Raw genomic sequence first — 22,529 nt, 5'->3', positions numbered from 1 at the left:
CCAATGGCGGATCAGGTAGCGGATCAGGACAAGATCATCGGCTACTTGAAGCGGGTGACGGCCGATCTGCACCAGACACGGCAGCGCCTGCGCGAGGTCGAGGCCCAAGAGCCGGAGCCGATCGCCATCGTCGGCATGGCCTGCAGGTTCCCCGGCGGCATCCAGTCGCCGGAGGACCTGTGGGACCTGGTCGCGGGTGGCCGGGACGCCATCACCGACTTCCCCACCGACCGCGGCTGGGACATCGAGTCCCTGTACGACGCCGACCCCGACCAGCGGGGCACCTCGTACACCCGTGAGGGCGGTTTCCTGAACGGGGTCGGCGAGTTCGACGCCGCGTTCTTCGGGATCAGCCCGCGCGAGACCCTCGGCATGGACCCGCAGCAGCGCCTGCTGCTCGAAACGTCCTGGGAGACCTTCGAGCGCGCCGGGATCGACCCGGCGACGCTGCGCGGCAGCAAGGCCGGCGTGTTCATCGGCACCAACGGCCAGGACTACCCCGACCTGCTCCGCGACGGCGTCCCCCAGGGCGTCGAGCAGTACCTCCTCACCGGGAACGCGGCCAGCGTCGTCTCCGGCCGCCTCTCCTACACCTTCGGCCTCGAAGGCCCCGCCGTCACCGTCGACACCGCCTGCTCGGCCTCGCTCGTCGCCCTCCACCTCGCGGTGCAGGCGCTGCGGGGCGGGGAGTGCTCCCTCGCGCTGGCGGGCGGTGTCACGGTCATGTCCAGCCCGCGCGCCTTCGTACAGTTCAGCCGGCAGCGCGGACTCGCCCCCGACGGCCGGTGCAAGCCGTTCGCCGACGGCGCCGACGGCACCGGCTGGGGCGAGGGCGTCGGCATGCTCCTCGTCGAGAAGCTCTCCGACGCCCGCCGCCTCGGGCACCCCGTACTCGCCGTGGTCCGCGGCTCCGCGATCAACCAGGACGGCGCGAGCAACGGTCTGACGGCGCCCAACGGCCCCGCGCAGCAGCGCGTCATCCGCCAGGCGCTGACCAACGCCGGGCTCACCCCGGCGCAGGTCGACGTCATCGAGGCGCACGGCACCGGCACCACCCTCGGCGACCCCATCGAGGCGCAGGCCATCCTGGCCACGTACGGCCAGAACCGGCCCGAGGGCCGGCCGCTGTGGCTGGGCTCCATCAAGTCCAACATCGGACACACCCAGGCCGCCGCCGGTGTCGCGGGCATCATCAAGATGGTCGAGGCGATGCGGCACGGCGTGCTGCCCGAGTCGCTCCACATCGACCAGCCCTCCAGCGCCGTCGACTGGAGCACCGGCGACGTCGAACTGCTCACGCGGGCCGTGCCATGGCCCGAGACCGGCCAGCCGCGCCGCGCCGGCATCTCCTCCTTCGGCGTCAGCGGCACCAACGCCCACACCGTCATCGAGCAGGCCCCGCCCGCCGAGGTACCCGGCGCGGACGCGAAGACCGACGGCACGGGCACCACGGCCAGCGGCAGCGGCAGCGGCAGCGGCAACGACGCCGAAGCCGCCGCGGAAGGCGCTACCGGGCCCGTACCGCTGCCGGTCTCCGGCAAGGGCGACGACGCCCTGCGCGCCCAGGCCGCCCGCCTCGCCGCCCACCTGCGGGCCGACCCCGCACTCGCGGCGGACCCCGCGTCCCTGACCGATCTCGGTTTCTCCCTCGCCACCAGCCGCTCCGCCCTCGACCGCCGCGCCGTCCTGTTCGCCGCCGACCGCGAGCAGCTGCTCGCCGACCTCGACGCGCTCGCCGCGGGCGAGCAGCCCGCGACCGCCGTCCTCGGCGCCCCCGGCAACGGCAACACCGCCTTCCTCTTCACCGGCCAGGGCAGCCAGCGCCCCGGCATGGGCCGTGAGCTGTACGCCACCCACCCCGGCTTCGCCCGCGCCCTCGACGCGGTCCGCGACGAACTCGACCGGCACCTCGAACGCCCCCTGTACGAGGTGTTGTTCGCCGCCGAGGGCACCCCCGAGGCGGCGCTCCTCGACGCCACCGCCTACACCCAGGCCGCCCTGTTCGCCGTCGAGGTCGCCCTCTACCGCCAGCTCGAACAGTGGGGCGTCACCGCCGACTTCCTCATCGGCCACTCCATCGGCGAACTCGCCGCCGCCCACGTTTCCGGCGTCCTCACCCTCCCCGACGCGGCCGCCCTCGTGGCCGCCCGCGGTCGCCTCATGCAGGCCCTGCCCGCCGGCGGCGCGATGATCGCCGTCGAGGCCACCGAGGACGAGGTCACCCCGCTCCTCACCGACCGGGTGTCCATCGCCGCCGTCAACGGCCCCCGCTCGGTGGTCGTCTCCGGCGACGCGGACGCCGCCGAACAGGTCGCCGAGGCCCTGCGCGCCCGCGGCCGCCGCACCAAGCGGCTCACCGTCAGCCACGCCTTCCACTCGCCGCTCATGGACGGCATGCTCGACGCGTTCCGGGAGGCCGCCGAGGCCGTCTCCTACGCGCCGCCCGTCATCCCGATCGTCTCCAACCTCACCGGCGCCTCCGTCACCGCCGAGGAGATCTGCACCGCCGACTACTGGGTCCGCCACGTCCGCGAGGCCGTCCGTTTCCACGACGGGGTGCGCGGCCTGGCCGCGCTCGGCGTCACCACCTTCGTCGAGGTCGGCCCCGGCGGGGTCCTCACCGCCCTCGCACAGGACTGCCTCGCCGGCGAGGACGACCGCGACGACGCCGTCTTCGTCCCCGCCCTGCGCGCCGACCGTCCCGAACCGGCCGCGTTCGCCGCCGCCGTCGCCCAGGCCCACGCGCACGGCGTCCGGGCCGACTGGTCCGCCGTCTTCGCCGGGCGCGGCGCCACCCGCGTCGACCTGCCCACGTACGCCTTCCAGCGGGGCCACTACTGGCCCGAACAGTCCACCGCCTGGACCGGCGACGTCACCGCCGCCGGCATCGGCTCCGCCGACCACCCCCTCCTCGGCGCCGCCATCGCCCTGGCCGACGGCGACGGCTACCTCTTCACCGGCCGGCTCTCCCTGGCCACCCACCCCTGGCTCGCCGACCACACGGTCATGGACACCGTGCTGCTGCCCGGCACCGCCTTCGTCGAACTCGCCCTCCAGGCCGGCGAGCACACCGGTTGCGAACTCCTCGAGGAGCTCACCCTCCAGGCCCCCCTGGCCCTGCCCCCGCACGGTGGCGTCCAGATCCAGCTCGCCGTGGGCGCCCCCGACCCCGACGGACGGCGCGCCCTGACCCTGCACTCCCGGCCCGAGGACGCCGCCGACGACACCTGGGGCGAAGGCGCCTGGACCCGGCACGCCACCGGCTTCCTCACCCCCGCCACCGCACGCCCCGCCCCGCACCCCGGCTCCGACCTCGCCACCTGGCCGCCGCAGGGCGCCACCGCCGTCCCCGTCGAGGGCCTCTACGAGCACCTCACCGCCTCCGGCTTCGCCTACGGACCCGTATTCCAGGGCCTCACCGCCGCCTGGCAGCGCGCCGACGAGGTCTTCGCCGAAGTCCGCCTGCCCGAGCAGGCGCACGCCGAGGCCGCCCTGTTCGGCCTGCACCCCGCCCTGCTCGACGCCGCCCTGCACGCCGTCGGCATGGGCTCCCTGCTGGAGGACACCGAGCACGGCAGACTGCCGTTCTCCTGGAGCGGCGTCACCCTCCGCGCCGTCGGCGCCCGCGCCCTGCGCGTGCGCCTCGCGCCCGCCGGCCAGGACACCGTCCGCGTCGACCTCGCCGACGAGTCCGGCGCGCCCGTCGCCACCGTCGAATCCCTGCTGCTGCGCCCCGTCACCCCCGACCAGGTACGGGCGGCCCGCACCGCCTTCCACGACTCGCTGTTCCGCGTCGAGTGGAGCCCGCTGGCCCTGCCGGCCGCCACCACCGTCGCCCCCGGCCAGTGGGCCCTGCTCGGCGAGGCCGGGGCCGGCCCCCGGTTCACCACCGTGCTGCCCACCGCCGCCGCGCACGGCGACCTCGCCGCACTCGCCGCCGCCATCGAGGCCGGCGGCCCCGTACCGCAGGCCGTCGTCGTCCCCGTCCCCGCCGCGGCCGGGCCCGCGCGGGCCACCGTCGACGCCGCGCTGTCCGGCGCCGTCCAAAACGCACTGCACCGCGCCCTGGACCTGGCCCAAGCCTGGCTCGCCGACGCCCGCTTCGACGGCTCCCGGCTGGTGTTCGTCACCGAGGGCGCCGTCGCCACCGCCACCGGCTCCGACGTGGCCGACCTGGCGCACGCCCCGCTGTGGGGCCTGCTGCGCTCGGCGCAGTCCGAGCACCCCGACCGGTTCGTCCTGCTCGACCTGGACGACCGCGAGGAGTCCCTGCGCGCCCTGCCCGCCGCGCTCGCCACCGCCGAACCGCAGCTCGCCCTGCGCGAGGGCCGTGCCGTCGTCCCCCGGCTCGGCCGCGTCCCCGCCCTCCCCGCCGCCGAGGGACAGCAGACCCGCCCGCTCGACACGGACGGCACCGCCCTCGTCACCGGCGCCACCGGCACCCTCGGCGGGCTCGTCGCCCGCCATCTGGTCACCGAGCACGGCGTCAGCCGCCTGCTGCTGACCAGCCGCCGCGGCGAGGCCGCCGCCGGAGCCGGTGAACTCCTCGCGCAACTGCGCGCCCTGGGCGCCGAGGTGACCCTCGCCGCCTGCGACGCCGCCGACCGCGAGGCGCTCGCCGCGCTGCTGGACGGCATACCGGCCGAGCACCCGCTGACCGCCGTCGTCCACACCGCCGGCGTCCTCGACGACGGCATCCTCGAAGCGCTCACCCCCGAGCGGCTCGACCACGTCCTGCCCGCCAAGGTGGACGCGGCCGTCCACCTGCACGAACTCACCCGCGACGCCGACCTCGCGGCGTTCGTCCTGTTCTCCGCCGCCGCAGGCACCCTCGGCGCCGCCGGACAGGCCAACTACGCCGCCGCCAACACCTTCCTCGACGCCCTCGCCCACCGCCGCCGAGCCGAAGGCCTGCCCGCCACCGCGCTCGCCTGGGGCCTGTGGGCCGAGCGCAGCGGCATGACCGGCGACCTCGCCGACACCGACCTGGAGCGGATCTCCCGCGCCGGAGTCGCCGCGCTGTCCTCCGCCGAGGGCCTCGCCCTCATGGACACCGCCCGCGCCACCGGCGACGCCACCGCCGTCCCGATGCACCTCGACCTGGCCGCCCTGCGCCAGGCCGACGCGAGCATGGTCCCGCCGCTGCTGCGCGGCCTGGTCCGGCCCGCCGCGCGCCGGGCCGCCGCCGCCCGGGGCGCAGCCCCCGCCGACGGCCTCACCGAGCGCCTGCTGCCGCTGACCGCCGCCGAACGCGACCGGCTGCTGCTGGCCACCGTCCGCGTCCAGGTCGCCGCCGTCCTCGGCTTCCCCGGCCCCGACGCCGTCGACCCCGGCCGCGCCTTCAAGGAACTCGGCTTCGACTCGCTCACGGCCGTCGAACTGCGCAACCGCCTCGGCTCCGCCACCGGCGTCCGGCTGCCCGCCACCCTCGTCTTCGACTACCCCACCCCGAACGCGCTCGCCGCGTTCCTGCGCACCGAACTCCTCGGCGACCAGGCCGCCCAGGCCCCGGCCGCCACCACCGCCGCCACCGCCCGGGCCGTCGCCGACGAGCCCATCGCCATCGTCGCCATGAGCTGCCGCTACCCCGGCGGCGTCAGCACCCCCGAGGAGCTGTGGCAGCTCGTCGCCGGCTCCGCCGACGCGATCTCCCCGTTCCCCACCGACCGCGGCTGGAACCTCGACGCGCTCTACGACTCCGACCCCGGCCGCGCCGGCACCTCGTACACCCGCGAGGGCGGCTTCCTGCACGACGCCGCCGACTTCGACCCGGACGTCTTCGGCATCAACCCGCGCGAGGCCCTCGCCATGGACCCGCACCAGCGGCTCCTGCTGGAGACCTCCTGGGAGGCCTTCGAACGCGCCGGCATCGACCCCGCCGCGATGCGCGGCAGCCGCACCGGCGTCTTCGCCGGTGTCATGTACCACGACTACCTGACCCGGCTCCCGGCCGTCCCCGAGGGCCTGGAGGGCTACCTCGGCACCGGCACCGCCGGAAGCGTCGCCTCCGGCCGCATCTCCTACACCTTCGGCCTCGAGGGTCCGGCCGTCACCATCGACACGGCCTGCTCCTCCTCCCTCGTCGCCCTGCACCTCGCCGCGCAGGCCCTGCGCAGCGGCGAGTGCGACATGGCGCTCGCCGGCGGCGTCACCGTCATGTCCACCCCGGACACCTTCATCGACTTCAGCCGCCAGCGCGGCCTGTCCACCGACGGCCGCTGCAAGTCCTTCTCCGCCGACGCCGACGGCACCGGCTGGGCCGAGGGCGCCGGCATGATCCTCGTCGAGCGGCTCTCCGACGCCCGCCGCAACGGCCACCCGGTCCTGGCCGTCGTCCGCGGCACCGCCGTCAACCAGGACGGCGCCTCCAACGGCCTCACCGCCCCCAACGGGCCCTCCCAGCAGCGCGTCATCCGCGAGGCCCTCGCCCACGCCGGCCTGACCACCGCCGACGTCGACGCCGTCGAGGCGCACGGCACCGGCACCACCCTCGGCGACCCCATCGAGGCACAGGCCCTGCTCGCCACCTACGGCCAGAACCGGCCCGCGGACCGGCCGCTGCGCCTGGGCTCCATCAAGTCCAACATCGGCCACACCCAGGCCGCCGCGGGCGCCGCCGGCATCATCAAGATGGTCCAGGCCATGCAGCACGGCGTCCTGCCCGCGTCGCTGCACATCGGCGAGCCGTCCCCGCACATCGACTGGAGCGCCGGCGCCGTCGAACTCCTGACGGAGCCCGCCGTCTGGCCCGAGACGGGCCGCCCCCGCCGCGCGGGCATCTCCTCCTTCGGCGTCAGCGGCACCAACGCGCACGTCATCATCGAAGCGCCGGCCGCCGATCAGGACGCGGACGCGCACACCGACGCCGGTCCGGCGGACGCCGCCGGCGTCCCCGAGGGCATCACGCTGCCGTTCCTCCTCTCCGGCCGCACCCCCGACGCGCTGCGCGCCCAGGCCGCAAGGCTCGCCGAACACCTCGCGCAGCGCCCCGGAGCGGCCCCGGCCGACGTGGCGCTCTCCCTGGCCACCACCCGTACCGCCCTGGACCGCAGGGCCGCGGTGGTCGCCGCCGACCGCGACGGGCTGCTCACCGCGCTCACCGCCCTCGCCGAGGGCCGCGACGGCGCCGGGCTCGTCCGCCACGACGCCGCTGACGGCCGCCTCGCCGTCCTCTTCACCGGACAGGGCAGCCAGCGCCCCGGCATGGGACGCGAACTGTACGCCGCGTACCCCGCGTTCGCCGCCGCCCTCGACGAGGTGTGCGCCGCACTGGATCCGCACCTCGGACAGCCCCTCAAGGACGTCCTGTTCGACGAGGACGACACCCTCCTGAACCGGACCGGCCACACCCAGCCCGCCCTGTTCGCGCTGGAGACCGCGCTCTACCGCCTCGTCGAGACCTGGGGCGTGCGCCCCGACTTCGTCGCCGGCCACTCCATCGGCGAGATCACCGCCGCGCACGTCGCGGGCGTCCTCTCGCTGCCCGACGCGGCCGCCCTCGTCGCCGCCCGCGGCCGCCTCATGGAGGAACTGCCCCAGGGCGGCGCGATGATCGCGCTGACCGCCACCGAGGACGAGGTCCGGCCGCTGCTCGCCGGCCACGAGGACCGGATCGGCATCGCCGCCGTCAACTCCGCCTCCGCCGTCGTCATCTCCGGCGACGAGACCCTCGCGCTGGAGATCGCCGCCGAGTTCGAGCGGCGCGGCCGCCGGACCAAGCGGCTCACCGTCAGCCACGCCTTCCACTCCCCGCTGATGGACGGCATGCTCGACGCCTTCCGCGACGTCGCCGCCTCCCTCACCTACCACGCCCCCGCCATCCCCGTCGTCACCCACCTCACCGGCGCCGTGGCGGGCGACGAACTGCGCGACCCCGAGCACTGGGTCTCCCACGTCCGCGAGGCCGTCCGCTTCCTCGACGGCATCCGCACCCTGGACGCCGAGCACGTCACCACGTACCTCGAACTCGGCCCGCAGGGCGTACTGTCCGGCCTCGGCCGCGACTGCCTCACCGAGACCGACGGCGAGAGCGGCAGCGGCAGCAGCGGCGACACCGACGCCGTGTTCGTGCCGGCCCTGCGCCGCGACCGCGGCGAGGCCGAGGCGATCGCCGCCGCCGTGGCCGCCCTCCACACCCGCGCCGTCCCCCTCGACTGGTCCGCGTACTTCGCCGCGACCGGCGCCCGCCGCGTCGACCTGCCCACGTACGCCTTCCAGCGCCGCCGGTTCTGGCTCGAAGCCCCCGCCGGATACATCGGGGACGTCGAATCGGCCGGTCTGGGCGCCGCCCACCACCCGCTGCTCGGCGCCGCGGTCCCGCTCGCCGACGGCGAGGGCTTCCTGTTCACCGGCCGGCTCTCCCTCGACACCCACCCCTGGCTCGCCGACCACGCCGTCATGGGCACGGTCCTGCTGCCCGGCACCGCCTTCGTCGAACTCGCCGTCCGCGCCGGCGACCAGGCCGGCTGCGACGTCCTGGAGGAACTCACCCTCGAAGCCCCGCTGGTCCTCACCCCGCACTCCGCGGTACGCCTCCAGATCGTGGTCAGCGCCCCCGACCAGGACGGCCGGCGCACCCTCGACCTGTACTCCGGCGACCCCGACGCCGCCGACGACGAGCCCTGGACCCGGCACGCCGCGGGCGTCCTCGCCTCCGGCGCGCCGCGCCCCGCCTTCGACCTCACCGCCTGGCCCCCGCCCGGCGCCGAGGCCGTCGCCGTCGACGGCCTGTACGAGCACCTCGGCCAGGGCGGCTTCGCCTACGGGCCCGTCTTCCAGGGCCTGCGGGCCGCCTGGACCCTCGGCGGGGACGTCTACGCCGAGGTGGCCCTGCCCGACGACCGCCACGCCGAGGCCGCCCGCTTCGGCCTGCACCCGGCGCTCCTCGACGCCGCCCTGCACGCCACGTTCGTCTCCGCCGACGGCGACCGGCAGGCCGGACTGCCCTTCTCCTGGCGCGGCGTGTCCCTGCACGCCGTCGGCGCGTCCGCGCTGCGCGTCCGCCTCACCGCGGACGGCGACGACACCCTCCGCCTCCAGCTGGCCGACACGACCGGCGCGCCCGTCGCCACCGTCGACCACCTGATCGTCCGGCCCGTCTCCGCCGACCGGCTCGCCGGCGCCTCCCGCGCCGCTTACCACGAGTCGCTGTTCCGGATCGAATGGGCGACCGTCCCGCTCCCGCCCGGCGCCGCCGACGCCCCCGCGACCCCATGGGCCGTCATCGACGCCGGCCCGGCCTCCGGCACGGGACCCGTCCCCGGCTCCGGCGCCGCCGCGCTGCCGGGCCCGGTCCACGCCGACCTCGCCGCCCTCGGCGAGGCCCTCGACGCGGGCGCCCCCGCCCCCGCGTACGTCCTCGCCCCCTGCCCGTCCGCCCCGGCGCAGGCGCTCACCCCGGACGCCGTCCGCGCCGCCACGCACCGGGCCCTCGCCCTCGTCCAGGGCTGGCTCGCCGACGACCGGTTCGCCGGCTCCCGCCTGGTGTTCGTCACCCGCGGCGCCGTCGCCACCCAGAGCGACTGGGACCTCGCCGACCCGGTCCACGCCCCCGTCTGGGGCCTGGTCCGCTCCGCGCAGTCGGAGAACCCCGACCGGTTCGTCCTGGCCGACCTCGACGGCGACACCCCGGCCGAGATCCTCGCCGCCGCCCTCGCCACCGGCGAACCGCAGGTCGCGATCCGCCGCGGCACCGTCCACGCGCCCCGCCTCGCCCGGGTCCCCGCCACCACGCCGCTGACCCCGCCCGCGGACGGCACCGCCTGGCGCATGGACATCGAGGACAAGGGCACCCTCGACCACCTCACCCTGGTGCCCAGCCCCGAGTCCGAGGCACCCCTGGAACCCGGCCAGGTCCGCGTCGCCGTACGCGCCGCCGGCCTCAACTTCCGCGACGTGCTCAACGCCCTCGGCATGTACCCCGGCGACCCCGGCCTCATGGGCAGCGAAGGCGCCGGCACCGTCGTCGAGACCGGCCCCGGCGTCACCGACCTCGCCCCCGGCGACCGCGTCATGGGCATGCTCCCCGGCGCCTTCGGCCCGCTGGCCGTCGTCGACCGCCGCATGATCGCCCCGATGCCCGAGGGCTGGGCGTTCGCCGAGGCCGCCGCCGTACCGATCGTCTTCATGACGGCGTACTACGCGCTCAGCGACCTCGGCGGCCTGCGCGAGGGCGAAACCCTCCTCGTCCACGCCGCCGCCGGCGGCGTCGGCATGGCCGCCGTCCAGCTGGCCCGCCACTGGGGCGCCGACGTCTACGCCACCGCCAGCCCCGCCAAGTGGGACACCCTGCGCGGACTCGGCCTGACCGACGACCGGATCGCCTCCTCCCGCACCCTCGACTTCGAGGAGACCTTCCGCACCGCCACTGCCGGACGCGGCGTCGACGTCGTCCTCGACTCCCTCGCCCGCGAATTCGTCGACGCCTCCCTGCGGCTCCTGCCGCGCGGCGGACGCTTCGTCGAGATGGGCAAGACCGACGTGCGCGACCCCCGCGACGTCGCCGCCGCCCACCCCGGCGTCAGCTACCAGGCGTTCGACCTCACCGAGGCCGGCCTCGACCGCATCCAGGAGATGCTCACCGAGCTCCTCGGCCTCTTCCGGTCCGGCTCCCTGCACCCGCTGCCCGTCTCCGCCTGGGACCTGCGCCAGGCCCCCGAGGCCTTCCGCTACCTCAGCCAGGCACGCCACGTCGGCAAGATCGTGCTCACCGTGCCCGCCGACTGGAACCCGGACGGCACCGTCCTCATCACAGGCGGCACCGGTACCCTCGGCGCGCTCGTCGCCCGCCACGCCGTCACCGTCCGCGGCGCCCGCCGCCTGATCCTGACCAGCCGCCGCGGCGAGGCCGCCGCCGGCGCCGCCGAACTCGCCGCGGAGCTGCGCGCCCTCGGCGCCGACGTCACCGTCGCCGCCTGCGACGCCGCCGACCGCGAGGCCCTCGCCGCGCTGCTGGCCTCCGTACCGGCCGAACACCCGCTGACCGCCGTCGTCCACACCGCCGGCGTCCTCGACGACGGCATCGCCGAGGCCCTCACCCCGCAGCGGATCGACCACGTCCTGCGGCCCAAGGCCGACGCGGCCCTCCACCTGCACGAGCTGACCCGCCACCACGACCTGGCCGACTTCGTCCTCTTCTCCTCCGCCGCCGGCACCTTCGGCGGCGCCGGCCAGGCCAACTACGCGGCCGCGAACGTCTTCCTCGACGCCCTCGCCCGCCACCGCCAGGCCCACGGCCTGCCCGGCACCTCCCTCGGCTGGGGCCTGTGGGCCGAGGCGAGCGGCATGACCGGCGAGCTCGACACCGCCGACAAGGACCGCATGACGCGCTCCGGCGTCCTCGGCCTCTCCTCCGAGGAGGGCCTCGCCCTCCTCGACACCGCCCACCACACCGGCGACGCCCACCTCGTCCCCATGCAGCTCGACCTCGCGCCGCTGCGCCAGGCCGACGCCAGCATGGTGCCCGCGCTGCTGCGCGGCCTCGTCCGCGCCCCCGCCCGCCGGGCCGCCCAGACCGCCGCCGGCGGGACCGGAACCCCGCTGGTGGAGCAGCTCGTACGCCTGCCCGAGAACGAGCGCGACGCGCTCCTGCTCGACCTCGTACGCGACCAGGTGGCCGCCGTCCTCGGCCACGCCACCCCCGACGCCGTCGAACCCGGCCGCGCCTTCAAGGACCTCGGCTTCGACTCGCTGACCGCCGTCGAGTTCCGCAACCGCCTCGGCGCCACCGCCGGGGTCCGGCTGCCCGCCACCCTCGTCTTCGACTACCCCACCCCCACGGTCCTCGCCGGCTACCTCAAGGACGAACTCCTTGGCTCCGAGCCCGCTGCCGCCGCCCTCACCGTCCGGTCGGCCGCCGCCGAGGCTGACGACCCCATCGCCATCGTCGCCATGAGCTGCCGCTTCCCCGGCGGCGTCCGCAGCCCCGAGGACCTGTGGGAGCTGCTCGCCGAAGGCCGCGACGGCATCGCCCACCTCCCCGCGGACCGGGGCTGGGACACCGAGGCGCTCTACGACCCCGACCCGGACAACCCCGGCACCTCGTACGCCCGCGAAGGCGGCTTCTTCTACGACGCCCACCACTTCGACCCGGCGTTCTTCGGGATCAACCCGCGCGAGGCCCTCGCCATGGACCCGCAGCAGCGCCTGCTGCTGGAGACCTCCTGGGAGGCCTTCGAGCGCGCCGGGATCGACCCCACGGGCCTGCGCGGCGCACAGGTCGGCGTGTTCGTCGGCCAGATGCACAACGACTACGTGTCCCGCCTGAACACCGTCCCCGAAGGCGTCGAGGGCTACCTCGGCACCGGCGGCTCCAGCAGCATCGCCTCCGGCCGCGTCTCCTACACCCTCGGCTTCGAGGGCCCGGCCGTCACCGTCGACACCGCGTGCTCCTCCTCGCTGGTCGCCCTGCACCTCGCGGCGCAGGCCCTGCGGGCCGGCGAGTGCTCCCTCGCCCTGGCGGGCGGCGTCACCATCATCACCACCCCCGACGTGTTCACCGAGTTCAGCCGCCAGCGCGGCCTCGCCGCCGACGGCCGCTGCAAGCCCTTCGCGGCCGCCGCCGACGGCACCGCGTGGGGCGAGGGCGTCGGCATGCTGCTCGTCGAGCGGCTCTCCGACGCCCGCCGCAACGGCCACCAGGTCCTGGCGGTCGTCCGCGGCACCGCCGTCAACCAGGACGGCGCGAGCAACGGCCTGACCGCGCCCAACGGGCCGTCCCAGCAGCGCGTCATCCGCCAGGCCCTCGCCAACGCCGGCCTGGCCTCCGCCGACGTCGACGCCGTCGAGGCCCACGGCACCGGCACCCGGCTCGGTGACCCCATCGAGGCGCAGGCCCTGCTCGCCACCTACGGCCAGGACCGCCCCGAGGACCGGCCGCTGTGGCTGGGCTCCGTGAAGTCCAACTTCGGCCACACGCAGGCCGCGGCGGGCGTCGCCGGCATCATCAAGATGGTCCAGGCGATGCGCCACGGCATCCTGCCCGAGACCCTGCACGTGGACGAGCCGTCCCCGCACGTCGACTGGTCGGCGGGCGCGGTCTCGCTGCTCACCGAGCAGCGCCCGTGGCCCGAGACCGGCCGCCCGCGCCGCGCCGGCATCTCCTCCTTCGGCATGAGCGGTACGAACGCGCACGCCATCGTCGAGCTCCCCGAGAGCCCCGTCACCGCGGCCGCCCCGGCCGTCCCCGTCGCCCCGGCGGCGCTTCCGTGGCACCTGAGCGCCCGCACCCCCGAGGCCCTGCGGGCCCAGGGCGAGCGGCTCCTGTCCCACCTGGAGGCACGCCCGCACACGCCGCTGGCCGACATCGGCCACTCGCTGGCGACCGGCCGGGCCGTGTTCGAGCACCGCGCGACCGTGGTCGCCGCTGACCTCGACGGCTTCCGTACCGGCCTGGCCGCCCTCGCCGCGGGCCGCTCGGCGACGGGCCTGGTCCAGGGCTCGACCACGGCCGGGAAGGTCGCCTTCCTGTTCACGGGACAGGGCAGCCAGCGCCTCGGCATGGGCCGTGAGCTCTACGAGACCCACCCGGTGTTCGCGGCGGCGCTGGACGCGGTGTGCGAGCGGCTGCAACTGCCGCTGAAGGACGTCCTGTTCGGGGACGACGCCGCCGTCCTGGACCGTACGGAACACACCCAGCCGGCGCTGTTCGCCGTAGAGGTGGCACTGTTCCGCCTCGTCGAGTCCTGGGGTCTGCGGCCGGACTTCGTGTCCGGTCACTCCATCGGTGAGATCGCGGCCGCGCACGTCGCGGGCGTCCTCTCGCTGGAGGACGCGTGCACGCTGGTGGCGGCCCGCGGCCGCCTGATGCAGGAACTGCCCGCGGGCGGGGTCATGATCGCGCTGGAGGCCTCGGAGGACGAGGTCGTGCCGCTGCTGACCGAGCGGGTGAGCATCGCGGCGGTCAACGGTCCGCGCTCGGTGGTCATCGCCGGTGACGAGGACGCGGCGGTCGCCGTCGCGGTGTCGTTCGCCGACCGGAAGTCCAAGCGCCTGACCGTGAGCCACGCGTTCCACTCGCCGCACATGGACGGCATGCTCGACGCCTTCCGCCAGGTCGTGGCGGGGCTGTCCTTCGAGGCCCCGCGCATCCCGGTCGTCTCGAACCTGACCGGCGCCCTCGTCACCGACGAGATGGCCTCGGCCGAGTTCTGGGTCCGGCACGTCCGCGACGCCGTCCGTTTCCTCGACGGCATCCGCGCCCTGGAAGCCGCCGGCGTGACGACGTACGTCGAGCTCGGCCCCGACGGCGTGCTCTCCGCGATGGCACAGGCCTGCCTGACCGACGACACCGGCTCCGCGGCCTTCGCCCCCGCCCTGCGCGCTGGACGCGCCGAGGCCGAGACCCTGCTCTCGGCGCTGTCCACCGCGTACGTGCGCGGGACCGCCGTCGACTGGCCCGCGTTCTACGCCCCGCTCGGGGGCCGGCGCGTCGACCTGCCGACGTACGCTTTCCAGCGCAGCGTCTACTGGCTCGACGCCGGCCGCGCGGACGGCGACGTCACGGCGGCCGGACTCGGCACCGCCGACCATCCGCTGCTCGGCGCCGAGGTCCAACTGCCCGACTCCGACGGCCACCTCTTCACCGGGCGGCTGTCGCTGACCACCCACCCCTGGCTCGGCGACCACCGGGTCATGGGCTCCGCCCTCCTGCCCGGCACGGCCTTCGTCGAGCTCGCGCTCCGGGCCGGCGAGCACGTCGGATGCGATCTCGTCGACGAACTCACCCTGGAAGCGCCCCTCGTGCTGCCCGAGCACGGCGGCGTGCAACTGCGGCTCTCCGTCACGGCGGTCGACCCGTCGGGCCGGCGCCGCGGCCTCACCCTCCACTCCCGCCACGAGGGCGTGGACCCGGACGCGCCGTGGACGCGGCACGCCGTCGGTGTGCTGGCCACCGGGGCCGATGCGGCCCCGCAGGGCCTCACCGAGTGGCCGCCGGCCGGGGCGGTGGCCGTCCCCGTCGAAGGCTTGTACGAGGGCCTCGCGGATTCCGGGTTCGGGTACGGGCCGGTGTTCCAGGGCCTGCGGGCCGCCTGGCGCCAAGGCGACGCCCACTACGTCGAGGTCGCGCTCCCCGAGGGAGCCGAGGACGACGCCGCACGGTTCGGTCTGCACCCCGCGCTCCTCGACGCGGCCCTGCACGCGCTCGGACTGCGCACCGAGGACGCCGCCGGCACCGAAGGACGGCTCCCGTTCTCCTGGTCCGGTGTCAGCCTGCACGCGGTCGGCGCCCGCGCACTCCGGGTGCGCCTGACCACCGTCCGCAACGGCGAGGTGTCCCTCACGATCGCCGACGCCACCGGGGCGCCCGTAGCCTCGGTCGCCGGCCTGGCCCTGCGGTCCGTCAGCCGCGACCAGCTCGACACCGCTCCGGACCTGACGCGTGACGCCCTGTTCCGCGTGGAGTGGGCGCCGGCGGCCGGGGGCGGATCCTTCGACGACTGGATGATGCTGGGCGAGGCGGAGGGCACTCCCGCGGCGCTGGTGGTGCCGTGCGTGGAGCCGGCCGCCGGCGATGTGACCGGCACGGTGCACGCGGAGACCGCCCGGGTACTGGCGCTCCTGAAGGACTGGCTGGCCGACGAGCGGTCGGCGGACTCGCGTCTGGTGTTCCTGACGCGGGGCGCCGTGGCCGCCGTACCGGGCGAGGGCGTGTCCGATCTGGCGCACGCTCCGGTGTGGGGCCTGGTGCGCTCGGCGCAGTCGGAGAACCCCGGCAGGCTCGTCCTGGTCGACATCGACGCCGCGAGCGACCTGGCGGACGGGCTGTCGGCCGCGCTGGGTTCGGGTGAGTCCGAGGTCGCGGTGCGGGGCGGTTCGGTCCTGGTGCCGAGGCTTGCTCGTACGGCGGTCGCCGCTGTCGCGGGTGTCGAGTGGGATGCCGATGGCACGGTGCTGGTGACGGGTGCGAGTGGTTCGCTGGGCGGTCTGTTCGCCCGTCACCTGGTGACCGAGCACGGTGTACGGCGTCTGCTGCTGGTCAGCCGGCGTGGCGAGGCCACGGAGTTGTCGGCCGAGCTCGCCGCCCTGGGCGCCGAGGTGTCGTGGGCCGCGTGTGATGTGGCCGACCGTGACGCGCTGGCGGCCGTACTGGCAGGCATTCCTGCCGAGCACCCGCTGACGGCGGTCGTGCACACGGCCGGTGTTCTGGACGACGGTGTCGTCGGCTCGCTGACCGCCGAGCGTCTGTCGGCCGTATTGCGGCCGAAGGTGGACGCGGCGTGGAACCTGCACGAGCTCACCCAGGATCTGGACCTCGACGCGTTCGTGTTGTTCTCGTCGGCCGCCGGTGTGTTCGGTGGCGCGGGCCAGGCCAACTACGCGGCCGCCAACACGTTCCTGGACGCCCTCGCCGCCCACCGCAGGGCGCAGGGACTGGCCGCCACCTCCCTCGCCTGGGGCCTGTGGACCGGCGTCGGCGGCATGGGCGGTGACCTGGCCGACGGCGACCGCGAGCGCATCAACCGCGGCGGCATCGGCGTCATCGCGCCGGAGACCGGCCTCGCCCTCTTCGACGCGGCCCGCCGCACGGACGACCCGCTGCTCGTGCCCCTCCCGCTCGACCTGGCCGCCCTCCGCGCCCAGGCGCGCACCGGCCTGGTTCCCGACCTGCTGCGCGGCCTGGTCCGCGTACCGGCACGCCGGGCGGCGGGCCAGGGGGCCACGGCCGACGGGTCCGCGCTCCGCACACGGCTGTCCGCGCTGCCCGCCGAGGAGCGGGAAGCGGCCCTGCTGGAGACGGTCCGGGCCGAGGTGGCCGCCGTACTCGGCCACGCCTCGACCGACGAGGTGCCGGCCGACCGGGCGTTCAAGGAGCTCGGCTTCGACTCCCTGACCTCCGTGGAACTGCGCAACCGCCTCGGCGCCGCCATCGGCGAACGGCTGCCCGCGACGCTCGTCTTCGACTACCCCACGCCGAGCGCGCTCGCCGCGTACCTGAGGACCGAGGTCCTGGGCCTGTCCCTGACCTCGGACGAGGAGACGGCCACCGCGGCCGGCGCCGCTCCCGCGTCCTTCGGCGCCGCGCTCCACGACGACCCCATCGCGATCGTCGGCATGAGCTGCCGCTACCCCGGCGGGGTCGAAACCCCCGAGGACCTGTGGCGCCTGGTGGTGGGCGGCATCGACGCCATCTCGGAGTTCCCGCAGGGCCGCGGCTGGGACCTGGAGTCCCTGTACGACCCGGACCCGGACGGCAAGGGCACCAGCTACACCCGCTCCGGCGGCTTCCTCCACGACGCGGGCCGGTTCGACCCGGCGTTCTTCGGGATCTCGCCGCGCGAGGCCGTGGCGATGGACCCGCAGCAGCGCCTGCTGCTGGAGACCTCGTGGGAGGCCTTCGAGCGGGCCGGCATCGACCCGGCCACCCTGCGCGGCAGCCGCACCGGCGTCTTCGCCGGCGTGATGTACCACGACTACGCCACCCGGATCACCTCCGTGCCCGACGGCGTCGAGGGGTACCTCGGCACCGGCAATTCCGGCAGCATCGCCTCGGGCCGCGTTTCGTACGCCTTCGGCCTGGAGGGCCCGGCGGTCACGGTCGACACGGCCTGCTCCTCCTCCCTCGTCGCGCTGCACTGGGCGATCCAGGCGCTGCGCGGCGGCGAGTGCACCATGGCCCTGGCCGGCGGTGTCACCGTCATGTCGACGCCGGGCACCTTCACCGAGTTCAGCCGCCAGCGCGGGCTCGCCGCCGACGGCCGCATCAAGTCCTTCGCCGCGGCCGCCGACGGCACCAGCTGGGCCGAGGGCGCGGGCATGCTGCTCGTCGAGCGCCTGTCGGACGCCCGCCGCAACGGGCACCCGGTGCTCGCCGTGGTCCGTGGCTCCGCGATCAACCAGGACGGCGCCTCGAACGGCCTGACCGCTCCGAACGGCCCCTCCCAGCAGCGCGTCATCCGCCAGGCGCTGGCCTCCGGCGGGCTGACCAGCGAGCAGATCGACGTGGTCGAGGCGCACGGCACCGGTACGACCCTCGGCGACCCGATCGAGGCGCAGGCGTTGCTGGCGACGTACGGCCGGGAGCGCGCGGCGGACGAGCCGCTGTGGCTCGGCTCGATCAAGTCCAACATGGGCCACACGCAGGCCGCCGCCGGTGTCGCGGGCATCATCAAGATGATCATGGCGATGCGGCACGGGGTCCTGCCCAAGACGCTGCACGTCGACGAGCCGACCCCGCACGTGGATTGGGAGGACGGCGCCGTCACGCTGCTCACCGAGAACATGCCGTGGCCGGAGACGGGCCGCCCGCGCCGGGCCGGTGTGTCGTCGTTCGGCATCAGTGGCACCAACGCGCACACGATCATCGAGCAGGCTCCGGACGAGGCGGCCGTGACCGCCGCCGAGGGTGATGGCGTGCCGGTGCTGCCGTACGTGCTGTCCGCGAGGTCGGCGGACGCGCTGCGCGGCCAGGCGGCCCGTCTGCGGGCGCGCCTGGAGGACTCGGCCGCGCTGAGGGCCACGGACGTGGCGTACTCGCTGGCGACCCGGCGTGCCGCCTTCGACCACCGTGCGGTGGTCGTGGCGGCGGACCGGGAGGAGCTGCTGCGCGGTCTGGGTGCCGTGGAGAGCGACGACCTGGCCACGGCCGGGGTCGCACGGGGCACCGTGAGCGCTGCCGGGGCCGGGAAGCTGGCCTTCCTGTTCACGGGGCAGGGGAGCCAGCGCCTCGGGATGGGGCGTGAGCTGTACGCGGCCTTCCCGGTGTTCGCGGCCGCGCTGGACGCGGTGTGCGAGCGGATGGAACTGCCGCTGAAGGACGTCCTGTTCGGCGACGACGCCGCTGTCCTGGACTGTACGGAGTACACCCAGCCGGCGCTGTTCGCGGTCGAGGTGGCGCTGTTCCGCCTCGTCGAGAGCTGGGGTCTGCGGCCGGACTTCCTGTCCGGGCACTCGATCGGTGAGATCGCGGCCGCGCACGTGGCCGGGGTGTTCTCGCTGGAGGACGCTTGCAGGCTGGTCGCGGCCCGGGGCCGGTTGATGCAGGCGCTGCCGTCCGGTGGCGTGATGATCGCGGTGCAGGCGTCGGAGGACGAGGTCCTGCCGCTGCTGACCGACCGGGTGAGCATCGCTGCCGTCAACGGTCCGCGCTCGGTGGTCATCGCCGGTGACGAGGACGCGGCGGTCGCTGTCGCCGAGGCCTTCCCGGACCGCAAGAGCAAGCGCCTCACCGTCAGCCACGCATTCCACTCGCCCCACATGGACGGCATGCTCGCCGACTTCCGCAAGGTCGCCGAGGAACTGTCGTACGGCGCTCCGCGCATCCCGGTCGTCTCCAACCTGACCGGCGCCCTCGTCACCGACGAGATGGGCTCGGCGGACTTCTGGGTCCGCCACGTCCGCGAGGCGGTCCGCTTCCTCGACGGCGTCCGCGCCCTGGAAGCCGCGGGCGTCACGACGTACCTCGAACTCGGCCCGGACGGCGTGCTCTCCGCGATGGCCCAGGACTGCCTGACCGAGGACGGGGCCCGGTTCGCGCCCGCCCTGCGCACCGGCCGCCCCGAGCCCGAAACCCTGAGCAACGCCCTCGCCCTCGCCCACACCCACGGCGCGGCGGTGGACTGGGAGGCGTACTTCGCCCCGAGCGCCGCGCGCCAGGTCGAGCTGCCCACGTACGCCTTCCAGCGCGACTGGTACTGGCTCGACTCGGCACCCACCGCACGGAACACCCCGGGCGACGCTGCCGGCTTCGGCCTCGGCACGACGGACCACCCGCTGCTGGGCGCGGCCGTCGAACTGCCCGACTCGGACGGGTACCTCTTCACCGGCCGGCTCTCGTCGGCCACCCAGCCGTGGCTCGCTGACCACGCCGTCCTCGGCTCGGTCCTCCTGCCGGGCACGGCCTTCGTGGAACTGGCGGTACGCGCCGGCGACCAGGTCGGCTGTGACCTCCTGGAAGAGCTGACCCTGGAGGCCCCGCTCGTCCTCCCCGAGCGTGGCGGAGTCCAGCTGCGGCTGTCCGTCGCCGGAGCCGACGAGTCCGGCCGACGCTCCCTGTCGCTGTACTCCCGTGACGAGGACAGCCCCGCCGACGAGCCGTGGACGCGGCACGCCACCGGCGTCCTCACCACCGCCGACGCCCCGGCCCCCGCGGCCGACCTCACGGCGTGGCCGCCGGCCGGAGCCGAACCGGTGGACATCGACGGCCTCTACGAAGGACTCGCCGCGGCCGGATTCGACTACGGCCCCGCCTTCCAGGGCCTGCGCTCGGCCTGGCTCCACGGCGACGCCGTGTACGCCGAGGTGAGCCTGGACGAGGAGACCGCGGAGGCAGCCGACTGGTTCGGTCTCCACCCGGCACTCCTGGACGCCACCCTCCACGCGGCCGGTCTCGGCGAGCTCGTCGAGAACACCGGCCAGGGACGGCTCCCGTTCGCCTGGAGCGGCGTACGGCTGCACGCGGCCGGCGCCTCGTCGGTACGGGTCCGCCTGACCCCGGCCGGCCGCGACGCCGTCGCGCTGGAACTCGCCGACACGGCGGGTGCGCCGGTCGCCTCGGTCGAGTCGCTCGTGCTGCGGGCGGTCTCGCCCGAGCAGATCGGGGCGGCACGTGGTGGTCGCCTGGAGTCCCTGTTCCAGGTCGAGTGGACGGCCGTGCCGCTCACCCCGGTGTCCGCGTCGGAGCAGCGCCCCTGGGCGCTGCTCGGGGACGGTCACTCCGGTCTGGACGCGGTGGGCGTGCGCTACGAGGTGCACAGCGGTGGGCTCGCGATGCTCTCGGATCCGGCGTTGGTGTGCGTCCCGCTGTCCCCGGTCACAGGTCCGCAGGACGTGGCGGGTGCGGTGCACGCGGAGACGGGTCGGGTGTTGGAGCTGGTGCAGGAGTGGCTGGCCGATGAGCGGTTCGAGGATTCGCGTTTGGTGTTCCTGACCCAGGGTGCGGTGGAGGCCGTACCCGGTGAGGGAGTGTCGGATCTGGTGCACGCTGCGGTGTGGGGTCTGGTGCGTTCGGCGCAGTCGGAGAATCCGGGTCGGATCGTCCTGGCCGACACCGACGGCAGCGACGCCTCCTTCCGTGCGCTACCTGCGGTAGTGGCCTCGGGTGAGTCCGAGGTCGCGGTGCGGGGCGGTTCGGTCCTGGTGCCGAGGCTTGCTCGTACGGCGGTCGCCGCTGTCGCGGGTGTCGAGTGGGATGCCGATGGCACGGTGCTGGTGACGGGTGCGAGTGGTTCGCTGGGCGGTCTGTTCGCCCGTCACCTGGTGACCGAGCACGGTGTGCGGCGCCTGTTGCTGGTGAGCCGTCGTGGCGAGGCTGCGGAGTTGTCGGCCGAGTTGGCTGGTCTGGGTGCCGAGGTGTCGTGGGCGGCGTGTGATGTGGCCGACCGTGAAGCGCTGGCGGCGGTACTGGCCGCAATCCCCGCGGAGCACCCGCTGACGGCGGTCGTGCACACGGCCGGTGTCCTGGACGACGGTGTCGTCGGTTCGCTGACCGCCGAGCGGCTGTCGGCCGTCCTGCGGCCGAAGGCCGACGCGGCGTGGAACCTCCACGAGCTCACCCAGGATCTGGATCTCTCCGCGTTCGTGCTGTTCTCGTCGGCGGCCGGTGTGTTCGGTGGTGCCGGGCAGGCCAACTACGCGGCCGGCAATGTGTTCCTGGATGCCCTGGCCGCCGAGCGTCGGGCGCGGGGTCTGGTGGCGACGTCCCTGGCTTGGGGGCTGTGGGCCGAGGCCGGCGGTATGGGTGGTGCCCTGGATGCCGAGGACGTGTCCCGGCTCGGCCGTGGTGGCGTCAACGCCCTCACCGCCGCCGAGGGCGTGGCGCTGTTCGACGCCGCCACCGCCACCGGGCAGCCGCTGCTCGTGCCGGTGAAGCTGGACCTGGCCGCCCTGCGGGCCCAGGCGGGCAGCGGCATGCTCCCGCCGCTGCTGTCGGGCCTGGTCCGTACGCCCGCACGCCGCACCGCCGGCGCCACCACCCCCGGTACGGACGGTGGAGCCGAGCTGCGCGAGCGCCTCACCGGGCTCTCTCCGGCCGCGCGGGACGAGGCGCTGCTGGAGCTGGTCTGCACGTACGTCGCCGGGGTCCTCGGCTTCGCCGGACCCGAAGCGGTCGACCCGGCACGGTCGTTCAACGAGGTCGGCTTCGACTCGCTGACCGCCGTGGAACTGCGCAACCGCCTCGGCGCCGCCACCGGCGTCCGGCTGCCCGCCACCCTCGTCTTCGACTACCCGACGCCCACGGCGCTGGTGGAGTTCCTGAAGGACGAACTCTGGCAGGACGGCGCGGCGGCCGTACCTCCGCTGCTCGCCGAACTGGACCGACTGCAGAGGTCGCTCGTCACCTCGACGCCCGACGATGCCGGCCGCGACCGCATCACCGAGCGGCTGCAAGCGCTGCTGGCCGCCTGGAGCGAAGCCGGTGAACAGGCCGCGGTCGCCTCGGACTCCGACGGCGCCGACGTGGCCGAGGCGCTGGAGAGCGCGACTGACGACGACCTCTTCGACTTCATCGGCAAGGAGTTCGGCATCTCATGACGAGGCGACTTTGCCCCGCCCCCTCCAACGACTCTGACTTTCTGGCTTCTGTACAAGGG

1 protein-coding gene is annotated in these 22,529 nt (G+C 75.1%); it reads left to right on the top strand.

Annotated elements, in window-relative coordinates; all coding sequences use genetic code 11:
* The first annotated feature begins 3 nt into the window (after window positions 1-3).
* Window positions 4-22,470 carry an SDR family NAD(P)-dependent oxidoreductase gene (locus tag OG386_RS02285; RefSeq protein WP_328786490.1) on the top strand — a complete coding sequence of 7,489 codons (22,467 nt, stop codon included), beginning with the start codon at window positions 4-6 and terminating at the stop codon, window positions 22,468-22,470.
* The last annotated feature ends 59 nt before the right edge of the window (window positions 22,471-22,529 follow it).

The sequence above is a fragment of the Streptomyces sp. NBC_00273 genome (assembly GCF_036178145.1).
GTDB lineage: Bacteria > Actinomycetota > Actinomycetes > Streptomycetales > Streptomycetaceae > Streptomyces.
The sequence above is the reverse complement of the archived record's forward strand: the minus strand, read 5'-3'. Positions and strand labels throughout refer to the sequence as shown.